The organism is Snodgrassella sp. CFCC 13594, from assembly GCF_001590725.1.
GTDB lineage: Bacteria > Pseudomonadota > Gammaproteobacteria > Burkholderiales > Neisseriaceae > Snodgrassella.
This window is the reverse complement of record NZ_LQXR01000028.1, coordinates 1-10,166: the sequence shown is the minus strand read 5'-3', so window position 1 is coordinate 10,166 and position 10,166 is coordinate 1. Positions and strand designations below refer to the sequence as shown.

Annotated in this window: 11 protein-coding genes and 1 pseudogene; 2 read left to right on the top strand and 10 right to left on the bottom strand. The window is 47.6% G+C overall.

Annotated elements, in window-relative coordinates:
- Together A2F46_RS11030 and A2F46_RS11025 are read left to right on the top strand one after the other, a co-directional pair.
- Positions 1–1,752: MacB family efflux pump subunit (locus A2F46_RS11030; protein ID WP_066570442.1), on the top strand; the 1,752-nt coding region annotated here is incomplete at its 5' end.
- Positions 1,753–1,799: 47 nt separating this feature from the next.
- Complete coding sequence (locus A2F46_RS11025) at positions 1,800–3,230, top strand: TolC family protein (RefSeq protein WP_231867785.1); 1,431 nt, start codon at positions 1,800–1,802, stop codon at positions 3,228–3,230.
- Positions 3,231–3,646: 416 nt separating this feature from the next.
- On the opposite strand, the gene A2F46_RS11020 is transcribed toward A2F46_RS11025, so the two are convergent.
- The 10 genes and pseudogenes from A2F46_RS11020 to A2F46_RS10980 form a co-directional block, all read right to left on the bottom strand.
- Positions 3,647–4,759, bottom strand: a complete 1,113-nt coding sequence (locus tag A2F46_RS11020; RefSeq protein ID WP_066570437.1) for a methyltransferase — start codon at positions 4,757–4,759, stop codon at positions 3,647–3,649.
- Positions 4,760–4,849: 90 nt separating this feature from the next.
- Positions 4,850–5,896, bottom strand: a pseudogene (locus A2F46_RS11015) (5-methyltetrahydropteroyltriglutamate--homocysteine S-methyltransferase); the annotation flags it as partial.
- A gap of 390 nt (positions 5,897–6,286) precedes the next feature.
- Entirely contained in the window at positions 6,287–6,697 is a 411-nt protein-coding gene (locus A2F46_RS11010; RefSeq protein WP_066570439.1) for a thioesterase family protein, read from the bottom strand.
- Between the two features lie 66 nt (positions 6,698–6,763).
- Complete coding sequence (locus A2F46_RS11005; protein WP_066570435.1) at positions 6,764–7,126, bottom strand: VacJ; 363 nt, start codon at positions 7,124–7,126, stop codon at positions 6,764–6,766.
- Between the two features lie 74 nt (positions 7,127–7,200).
- Complete coding sequence (locus A2F46_RS11000; RefSeq protein ID WP_066570433.1) at positions 7,201–8,043, bottom strand: VacJ family lipoprotein; 843 nt, start codon at positions 8,041–8,043, stop codon at positions 7,201–7,203.
- Complete coding sequence (locus A2F46_RS13500; RefSeq protein ID WP_369796341.1) at positions 8,031–8,153, bottom strand: hypothetical protein; 123 nt, start codon at positions 8,151–8,153, stop codon at positions 8,031–8,033. The genes A2F46_RS11000 and A2F46_RS13500 overlap by 13 nt, the downstream gene beginning before the upstream one ends.
- Positions 8,150–8,428 (bottom strand): lipid asymmetry maintenance protein MlaB, encoded by a 279-nt coding sequence (locus tag A2F46_RS10995; protein WP_066570431.1) that lies wholly within the window; start codon positions 8,426–8,428, stop codon positions 8,150–8,152. Before A2F46_RS10995 ends, A2F46_RS13500 begins: the two co-directional genes overlap by 4 nt.
- A gap of 1 nt (position 8,429) precedes the next feature.
- On the bottom strand, positions 8,430–9,026 hold the full coding sequence (locus A2F46_RS10990; RefSeq protein WP_066570428.1) for a phospholipid-binding protein MlaC: 597 nt from the start codon (positions 9,024–9,026) through the stop codon (positions 8,430–8,432).
- A gap of 34 nt (positions 9,027–9,060) precedes the next feature.
- The gene (gene mlaD, locus A2F46_RS10985) at positions 9,061–9,573 is read right to left on the bottom strand and encodes an outer membrane lipid asymmetry maintenance protein MlaD (RefSeq protein WP_066570427.1); all 513 of its coding nucleotides are present in this window, start codon (positions 9,571–9,573) and stop codon (positions 9,061–9,063) included.
- A 19-nt stretch (positions 9,574–9,592) separates the two neighbouring features.
- A partial coding sequence (locus A2F46_RS10980) for an MlaE family lipid ABC transporter permease subunit (protein WP_066570425.1) occupies positions 9,593–10,166 on the bottom strand: 574 nt, incomplete at its 5' end.

The following is a 10,166-nucleotide window of genomic DNA, read 5'->3' as shown; positions in this document are numbered from 1 at the left end:
TCTTATCAAATTGATGGGATTGAAACCGCTTCTATGGACAATGATGAGCTGGCGGCTTTACGACGTAAGCGCTTTGGTTTCATTTTCCAACGCTATAACCTATTGGGTTCATTGAGCGCACGAGACAACGTTGCTTTGCCCGCTGTGTATGCCGGCATTGACCATACGGAGCGTAGCCGCCGCGCCGAGCAGCTATTGGAGGAATTGGGGTTGCAGGGTAAAGAGCAAAACAAACCCAATGAGCTATCAGGCGGCCAACAACAACGAGTGAGCATTGCGCGCGCCTTGATGAACGGCGGCGAAATCATTCTAGCGGACGAACCAACAGGCGCATTAGATACCGCCAGTGGCAAAAATGTGATGGAAATTTTGCACCGCTTGCATGATGACGGACACACCATTGTCATGGTCACTCATGATCCGGGGATTGCCGCCAATGCCAACCGCATCATTGAAATTCGCGATGGCCGTATTATTGCCGACACCAGCAAAACCGAAGAAATCCCACAAAGCCCAGTCAAAAGTATCGAAGAAAAACAGAATTGGGCATTTTACAAAGACCAATTTATCGAGTCGTTTAAAATGTCCGTACAGGCGATTTTGGCCCATAAAATGCGCTCTTTACTGACTATGTTGGGCATCATCATCGGTATTGCTTCAGTGATTTCGGTGGTGGCATTGGGGCGTGGTTCACAAGAAAAAATTCTGGAAAACATTAGCTCCATGGGCACCAACACCATCAGCATTTACCCTGGCACAGGCTTTGGTGATCGGCGCTCCAGCCGCATCAAAACCTTGACGGTGGCCGATGCCAATGCCTTAAGCCAGCAGGATTATGTCGACAGTGTCACACCTGTTTCTTCCGATGGCGGTACCATCACATACCAAAATCAAGATTTAACTGCCCAAACCTACGGCGCAGGCGACCAGTATTTTGATGTGCGTGGGATTAAATTGGCGAATGGGCGTTTCTTTGATGCCGATGATGTTGCGCAAAATAATCAAGTGGTGGTCATCGACAACAACACCAAAAACAAGCTTTTTGCCGATGGCAGTAATCCATTGGGTAAGATTGTCCTGTTTGAAAAAAGGCCTCTGACCATCATTGGTGTCACCGAGCCTGACACCAGCGCCTTTGCCAACAGCGACCAATTACAAATGTGGACGCCCTACACCACGTTGATGAATAAAATCACTGGTGACAAATACATCAGTTCGGTGGTGGTTAAAGTCAAAGACAACGTCAACTCGCAAACGGCAGAAAAAGGCATCACCGAATTACTGCTGGCTCGTCATGGTACGCAAGATTTTTTCACCCGCAACAGTGATAGCATCAAGCAAACCATTGAAAGCACCACTGGCACCATGACTTTGCTGATTTCCTGTATTGCTTTGATTTCATTGGTGGTGGGTGGCATTGGTGTAATGAACATCATGCTGGTATCGGTGACTGAGCGCACCAAAGAAATCGGCATTCGCATGGCAATTGGCGCCCGTCAAAGCAATATTTTGGAGCAATTTTTGATTGAGGCGGTGTTAATTTGCTTGATCGGCGGATTGGTGGGCGTGATGCTGTCACTGGCCATCAGCGTATTGTTTAATTTACTCGCCACTGAGTTTGCCATGTCATTTTCAACCGCATCCATTGCCTTAGCTGTAGTGTGTTCTACCGCCATTGGGGTGCTATTTGGTTTTATGCCGGCTAAAAATGCCTCTAAACTCAATCCGATTGACGCCTTGTCGCGTGAATAACCTATTGCTTTTCAGGCAACGTATGGCTGCCTGAAATGGATGAATACATGATGAAAAACCAATTACCCCGTTCTTTTCAGGCAGCCTTCAGCGTATCTGTGTTGCTGGCACTAAGCGCTTGCGCCACCACCACCCAATATCCCAGCCAAAGCCTACAACAAGCAGGCATGCTGAGCGCTGAAGAAGTGGGTGCACAATACCAAATCGATGGCAACTGGTGGACCATTTATCAAGATCCCCAATTAAATCAATTGGTACAAACTGCCTTACACAACAACATTGATTTGCGGCAAGCAGCGATTACAGCAGAGAAAGCCCGCTACAGTGCCAACCTAGCAGGTGCAGACTTATTGCCGCAAGGCAGCGGTACTTTGGGTGCCGATGTGAGCAAAAACATCAAAAATGGTGGCGCTTCTGATCGCAGTTTTAGCAGCCGCGTGGGACTCAGTTATGAATTGGATGTATGGCAAAAAGTAAAAGCCACGGCAGATGCATCGGCTTGGGAATACCGTGCCAGCGAAGCGGACCTGGCGGCCAGCCGGTTGTCACTCATCAACAGTGTCGTGGATGCTTATTTCCACTTAGCCTATTTAGATGAAGCCATGGCGCTCACCCAAAAAAGCATCACCCAATACCGCGAGATTGCACGCATCACGCAAGCACAATACCAAGTAGGGAAAGTGGCCAGCATCAATCCTACCCAAGCCAATCAATCCTTGCTCAGCGCGCAAAATAGCCTTATTAATTTAACTCAGACCCGCAATAGCGTGCTGCAAAGTTTGAAAAATCTACTGAATGTACGTCCCCAAGACGCCTTCAACGTCACGCCAACCAAACTCGCCAGCTTGCCGACAACTCAGGTTGATTTAAACATTCCTTTGTCGGTACTGGCAAACCGACCTGATTTGCGCGCCGCTGAATACCGCCTACAAAAAGCCTACGCCAGCCAAGAGGCTGCCAAACGCAGCTGGTATCCAAGCATTACCTTGGGCGCTGCAGTCAGCACAAGCGCTGACAAAGCATCGAATTTATTCAGCATCCCCATCGGGGCGGGCACGGTATCGGTGAACTTACCCTTCCTCAATTGGCCCACTTTGCACTGGCAAACCAAATCGGCAGAAGCCGACTTCGATAGCGCCAAACTGAGTTTCGAAGGTGCGCTCACCACGTCACTCAATGAGGTCGACACCTATTATCGTCAATACACGTTGAGCCGCGATACTTTGGGCAATGCGGAGAAGAAATACGCTTTTGACCAAAAAAACAGCCGTTACTATCGTGCCCGTTATCAATATGGCGCCAACCCTTTAAGCGATTGGCTGGATGCACTTAATACCGAGCTCGCCTCTGCTCAAACGGTGTTAAACAACCGCTATACGGTTTGCAAAACGAAAATCTGGTGTATCAATCAATGGCTGGGCGCTACCAACCCCGTTAAACCAGATTTTAGGGTGTACGACGCAAGTCGCATAGATTGATTGCTGGTGAAAATGGCACCCATTACACCAGCAAACACAATACCTTATCCAACCTAGGTGAAGCTCAATAAACAAAAATCATTGGATCGCATCCAATGACGCCCGTCCTTGGAAGTAATGCATTTAAAACCATAAACTGCGATAGTTGCCCCATTGATACCACCTACCAATCAAAGTGGCATTAGCGCCATGACAACAAACAACCAATAATCACATTATTTATTGATAATGATAAAAATCAATCAATCCATGCTCATAAATCGCGTCGATAATCTTGTATGAGCCTGAATCTCACCATAGCGAAAATCGCAAATTCAGAATCGTAGTTTAGGTAAACTTCCTTTGACATGCATGACAAAGGCACGCGTAATAATTGAGTGCAGCCGACACTTGCCAGAGTCAAAATCAATTAAGAACTACGCAGGCACCAACTGCCACAGGGATGTGACTTCACGGCTACGAGCATGGTGGAGAGGGTCATGGCGCTGTTGAGCCTTGGGGTGTTGTGGCAGCGTTTCGATTTTGGTCAAAACCCGTAACCCAGCAGCATTTATCCACTTCCTCAAATCATCAGGCGCGCGCAAACCCAAATGCTCGGCCAAATCAGACATAATCAACCACACTTGGCCACCTGCATTTAAATGTTCCGCAGCATCTGCTAAAAATGCTTTCAGCATGGCGTGTTGCGGATCATACAAAGCAGTTTCAATATCAGCCGTGGGCTTAGCTGGCAACCAAGGCGGATTGCACACAATTAAATCTGCATACCCTGATGGAAATAAATCCGTGGCGACAATACGCACTTGTGGCGCGCAGTCCAAGTGCCGCATGTTGTCCTCCGCACATAAAATGGCTCGAGGATTGGTATCGGTACCGATTATCTGTGCCACACCACGCTTAGCCAATACAGCAGCCAGAACGCCACTGCCCGTACCAATATCCCAAGCAGTATGGCAACCCTTGGGCAATTCGGCCTGAGCGACCAAATCCACATACTCGCCGCGTACCGGTGAAAATACCCCATAAGGCACATGTATTTTGGCACCACCCAACGCCTGCACTGAAACACCAGTTTTATGCCATTCATGGGCGCCGATAAAACCCAACAGCAGATGTAAGGGCAGCAAAAATGGCAGCCGATGGCCAGCACCATACACATCCGTCAAAGCTGCCTGAACATCCGGTGCTCGCGCATTGTTTAACTGAAACCCTGGTGACACCACCAACAGCAGCATTTGAAACAATCGGCTTTGCTGTGCCTGCTGAAGGCGGTGGCGATGGAAATCGTCAGGTTGTTTGGCCTTGGCGCGCACCCTTTTTTTAATAGCCGAGAGCAATTGCTTGGCCTGGTGATAATCACCGCGCCAAACCAGCGCTGTATCTGCACGCATCAGACGCAGCGCATCATCGGCACTGATGTGTTCTACCGCACACAACGTTTTAGGAGCCGGATGTCGGCTCTCGCTCAACCAGGCTGCCTGAACCGTTTCGCCGTATTCCACCCACTGTAATAAATGCTCATCCGTCATTGTGTTCCGCCCAGCATCCAAGTTGGATAGCCACTTTGGTTTACATAAAAAAGCCGCTGCAGGGCAGCGGCCATCACCAAGAAGAGCCGATTATGAACCCCATACTTGTTTGCATATATCCTGAATCAACTGGATTTTGCGCCATTGGGCTTCATATTCAACCTTGTTGCCCTCTTCCGTAGAAGAGAAGCCGCATTGTGGACTCAATGCCAATTGAGACAGTGGCAGGTATTGGCTGGCTTCCTGAATGCGCGCAATAATATTGGCGGGATTTTCCAATTCTTCGGTTTTTGATGTCACCAATCCCAACACCACCTCTGAGTTGCTGCCTTGCAGCTCCGCCAACGGTTCAAAACCGCCACTGCGCTCATCATCGTATTCCAAATAATAGCGGTCTATCTCTTTGATACCTTTGAAGATGAATTTCTCGATGAAGTCATAACCACCTTGGTAGTGCCAAGTAGAGGAAAAGTTACCACGGCAAATGTGCATGCCAGTTACCAAGTCATCTGGTTTATCGGCCAAGGCCAAATTAATCGTTTCCACACACAATTCACCCAAACGCTGTGGGTCCATACCCAAATCACGTTCACGCGCTTGCGCATCTTGGTCGACCAAATAAGCCCAAAACACATCATCCAACTGAATCGAGCGACAACCCAAATCGTAAAAATGACGAATCGTTTTTTGGTAAGCCAAGCCCAAATCGGCCACATACCGCTCCACATCTTGGCCATACACATCATTGATGCGTAAATTAGGGCGCATAAACATATTGGGGCTGGGGATGGTCATTTTGGCAACACTGAAGCCATCGTCACCCACTTCATCAAACAAAAATTTAAACTGATCAAAATGAGGATGCTTGGGGTTGTAAGCCAGCTGTCCCGCAATACGCACGTTGTGCGGCTTGGTTATCACGCCCTTGAATTGCATGCCTTGTTCAGCTTCAAACCCTTCAGCACCCAGCAAATTTTCCATAAAGTCAAAATGCCACCACGCGCGGCGGGTTTCGCCATCGGTTACCGACTGCAAGCCTGCGGCTTTCTGTTTGGTGATCAAGTCGCGGATGGCCTTGTTTTCAATCTCAGTCAAAGCACAATGCGACAAAGTGCCGGTTTCGACACTGGCACGAGCACTTTTGACTTCAGGCTACGCAAAAAGCTGCCGACATGTTCTGCTTTGCATGAACCATAGCGTTGACGAGCGCTGGCGGTGGTATTAGTCATAATCTATTTCCAAACAAGAAATGATGCAGCAATGCCTGCATCATGAATTAATGCTCATCATAGGCTGCCTGAAATTAAAGTCACACAACCACAAGAACGAATAGCTAATGGGATCATAATTGTAACACGGATGCCTCCAATTCAACCCCAGCAGCCAAAGTCTCATGGTCAGCCTATACGCAATTTATCGGTACGCAACGCGGTCATGCTCAAACCATTTAAGTACATCCTGATTTTGATACGCCCTATTATGCTGATCACCTCCAAAAGAAAATTTGGTTGAGCCAAAACTTCAGAATTACGATGCCGCTGAAACCAAATCAGCCAGTCGCGATTTAAGCGGCCCATCAAAAGCAATGGCCTTATTGGTATGAGGATCAAATGCAACAAACACGATGGTGGCATCGGCCACCACTTTATCGGTATTTTTCAAAGTAATGATTTGCGACAACACGGCATTGCGCTGGTGTATTTCCGTAAAACGGGTCTCGATCACCAAATCATCATTGATGCGCGCACCATGGCGATAATTGATGTTGATGTTGACCACTGCCATACCATACCCAGCCTCTAAAAATAAAGGTGTTAAGCCGGTATCTTCAAAATAAGACCACCGCGCTTCTTCCAAAAATTCCAAATAGCGGGCGTTATTAACGTGTTGAAATACGTCCAAATGATAACCGCGAACGCGGATGTGGGTTTGATGCATGGGCAACTCCAATAGCATTCAGGCTGCAGCCATCGACACCAGCCTCATGCTTGCTTTTCAGGCAACCTAGTTCAAAGAAAAAGGCTGAAATGCTTCTCGCGACAAATCCTGCCGTGCCAAGTCGGTGACCACGGTAGACAATTGAATATCAAACCAATCATTGAAAACCTCTGGGTGCACATCCGGCCACAATGACTCATCTTCACACCAATCGGCCAACTCAGCTGCAAAAATCTCTTGATAGCGCGTTTCAATTTCAGTCCACACATCATCAACATCATCACATGGCGGCACCAAATAGGCATTGGCATCTCGCTGCAAATCAGCCAAACTCAAGCCTTCCAGCGCCATGTCAGGCAACGATTGTAGCCAAGCCCAAAACGGTTCCAAAGGCATCAATAAAAATACGCTGCGATTGACCTCATACATGGTACGCTCCTTTGCTCATCCGCTTGAAAACAACAAACCCATGGCCTACTGATTAATAAAACCCAGCACAACAATTAATGACCGGCTGCATTCAGCATATGATGCGCTTCATTGACCACTTCCTCAGTCCAACCTGCAGCTGCAGTCGTTTTTTTATCATTGTCTTGAGTTGTATCTACTGCTTCAGATTGACTGGTTGGATCGTCTTGTTCATCCACAGAATTTGTGTTGTCATCAGCGGGCCGAACAACCGAATGAGTTGGATGATCAGATGATTGGCTATTATCTTCACCGCCACCATCGGGCACCAAGGAATCAATATCGATGTCCTCATCTGCCGCGTCCACCTGTGTAGCCCCAACTTGCTTATTGCGCATGCTCATGAACACATCCCGTACATACGCATATCGATCCAAAGCCGCATCATCCAAGCTATCGGTTAAATCCAATAGGCTTTCACGGCGTTGCACTGCATTCAATGCCGTGCTGCCCCAGCGGGCACCTGTATTTTTAATAAAAGCATCTTGCACCGGAGCCGCATATAAAACGGTATTACCGATGCTGTCGCGTACCGTAGATGGACCAGTCAGAGGGTACACAAAGTAATTGCTGTTTTTCCACCCCCAAGAGGCAAAAGTGTCGCCCAATGTGCTTTTGTTGTCGGGTATCTGGCCGGCACCAGCAATATCAATCAAACCGCCCAAGCCAAAAGTCGAATTGATGCCCACCCGCACAAAGTCCGTACTGGCTTTCTCAATATCCAATCGCAGCAAATTGCTGCCAAAGCTCACCACATCACGCAAATTATTGAAAAAATTGCGCACCCCTGTGCGTACAGGAGATGGCGTCACTTTACGGTAACCTTGGGCCACAGGCGTCATCACATAGTGATCCAAAGAATCGTTTACTCGAAACATGAAGCGGTTGTACCTTCATAGGGATCTTGTGCCCCTGTTTGGTCAGCCCACGCCGATTGGCTCAATGCCAAGATTAGGCCATAGACCAAAATAGTGTGTTTTTTACTCATGGCTTAATCCATTTATCTACTTCATACAAAGTCATCAGCTGTGCTAACCCAGATGGAATACCAACAAAATGCACATGTTGCTGTTTCTTTTCGCGCAAAGCCGCAATCAAAAGTGCCACACAAGCTGAATCGGCTTCGCCGACAGCAGACAAATCCACTGTATGCACATCTTCGCGCAAGCAGCGCATAAATGCTTCATAAGCCTCATCAGTAACCGTATTCACAGTTACCACTTGGCTCAGATACAAAATATGATTGCGTACTTCCGTGTGCATATTAGCGACCGTTTTTGGCTTTCAATTCATTAATCAAACCGTTAATACCCTTTTGGCTGATGGTTTGGTTAAACTGATTGCGGTACACGGTAACCAAACTTGCGCCCTCAACCGCTACATTATATACGCGGTAGCGGCTGCCACTTTGGTACATGGTGTAATCCATTTGGGTTGGTTTGGCTCCTGGAGTGGTGACTTGGGTACGCACAATCACTTCACGGCCGCCTTTATTGACCACTGGCGTATTGTCCACAGTCACCTTGGCATTTTTAAATTTCAGCATCGTTCCTGAATAAGTGCGAATCAACAAGGTCTGGAATTGTTGTGCCAATGCTTGTTGTTGCGCTGGTGTGGCAGTACGCCAAGGATTACCCACGGCCAAAGCAGTCATTCGCTGGAAGTCGAAATAAGGGATAGCATAATTTTCGGCTTGGTGGCGCACTTGAGCATTGTTGCTGCCATTGGCTTTCTTCAAAATGGTCAATACTTGATCAGCATTGCCTTTAATCTGACTCACAGCCTGTTGTGGTGAAGCAAAAGCCATGCTGATACTTAAAACACCCACGCTTAAAGCGCTCAAAATCGCTGATTTATTCATTTTCATCTCCTGAAATATATGTCTGTAATCAAATTTATTGGGCAGCAGAAGCCGCTTCTGCATCACTGTTCGCACCATCGCCCTTTGCATTGCCTTCAGCAAAATTGGTCATAAATTTACCAATTAACTGCTCTAATACCAATGCAGAACTGGTAATGGTGATGGTATCGCCATTGGCCAAATTATCTGGATCGCCACCTTGGCTCAAACCAATATACTGATCACCTAAAAGCCCAGATGTCAGGATTTGCGCCGAGGTATCGGTACTAAATGGGTATTGTTTATCAATATTTAAAGTCACGCGAGCCCAATAAGTTTTGGGATCCAATTGAATGTTACTGACCCGACCGACCAGCACACCCGCTGCTTTGACTGGCGCTTTAATTTTCAGCCCACCGATATCGCTGAATGAGGCGTAAACAGTATAGGTTGGCTGACTGGCCCCCAACCCATTGCCGCCAGCGACTCGGAATGACAAAAACACAATAGCCACGACCCCGAGTGCAACAAATAAGCCCACCAACATTTCCAAAGTACTTCTTTTCATGGTTGTATCCGCTCCAAACTCATTCGGTAAACATCAACGCAGTCAAAATAAAATCCACTGCCAAAATGGTCAATGCGCTGCTCACGACAGTACGGGTATTGGCCCGTAAAATGCCTTCTGAAGTAGGTTGAGCATGAAACCCTTGATACACCGCAATCAAGCTCACCACCACCCCGAATGCCACGGATTTAATTAACCCATTGACCACGTCGTAATGAAAATCCATATTGGTCTGCATTTGTGACCAAAAAATACCGTTGTCCATACCAAAATATTGCACACCGATTAAGTAAGCGCCGTAGACCCCAGCCACATTGAAAATCGATGCCAACAAAGGCATGGAAATGACTCCAGCCCAAAATCGCGGCACCACCACCCGAGACACAGGATCAACTGCCATCACGTTCATGGCTTCCAGTTGCTCGGTGGTTTTCATCAATCCAATCTCACTGGTCATCGCACCGCCAGCGCTGCTGGCAAATAATATCGCCGCCAATACAGGTCCGAGCTCACGCAATAACGCGGCAGCCACCATATAGCCAAGCACGTCTGCGGACTTAAATTTGGCCAATTGAGTGTACCCTTGCAGCCCC

Bases quoted from the DNA above. Each gene is read 5' to 3' on its own strand.
- A2F46_RS11025 (WP_231867785.1), top strand. From the start codon at position 1,800: ATGATGAAAAACCAATTACCCCGTTCTTTTCAGGCAGCCTTCAGCGTA.
- A2F46_RS11020 (WP_066570437.1), bottom strand. From the start codon at position 4,759: ATGACGGATGAGCATTTATTACAGTGGGTGGAATACGGCGAAACGGTT.
- A2F46_RS11010 (WP_066570439.1), bottom strand. From the start codon at position 6,697: ATGCATCAAACCCACATCCGCGTTCGCGGTTATCATTTGGACGTATTT.
- A2F46_RS11005 (WP_066570435.1), bottom strand. From the start codon at position 7,126: ATGTATGAGGTCAATCGCAGCGTATTTTTATTGATGCCTTTGGAACCG.
- A2F46_RS11000 (WP_066570433.1), bottom strand. From the start codon at position 8,043: ATGTTTCGAGTAAACGATTCTTTGGATCACTATGTGATGACGCCTGTG.
- A2F46_RS13500 (WP_369796341.1), bottom strand. From the start codon at position 8,153: ATGAGTAAAAAACACACTATTTTGGTCTATGGCCTAATCTTGGCATTG.
- A2F46_RS10995 (WP_066570431.1), bottom strand. From the start codon at position 8,428: ATGCACACGGAAGTACGCAATCATATTTTGTATCTGAGCCAAGTGGTA.
- A2F46_RS10990 (WP_066570428.1), bottom strand. From the start codon at position 9,026: ATGAATAAATCAGCGATTTTGAGCGCTTTAAGCGTGGGTGTTTTAAGT.
- mlaD (WP_066570427.1), bottom strand. From the start codon at position 9,573: ATGAAAAGAAGTACTTTGGAAATGTTGGTGGGCTTATTTGTTGCACTC.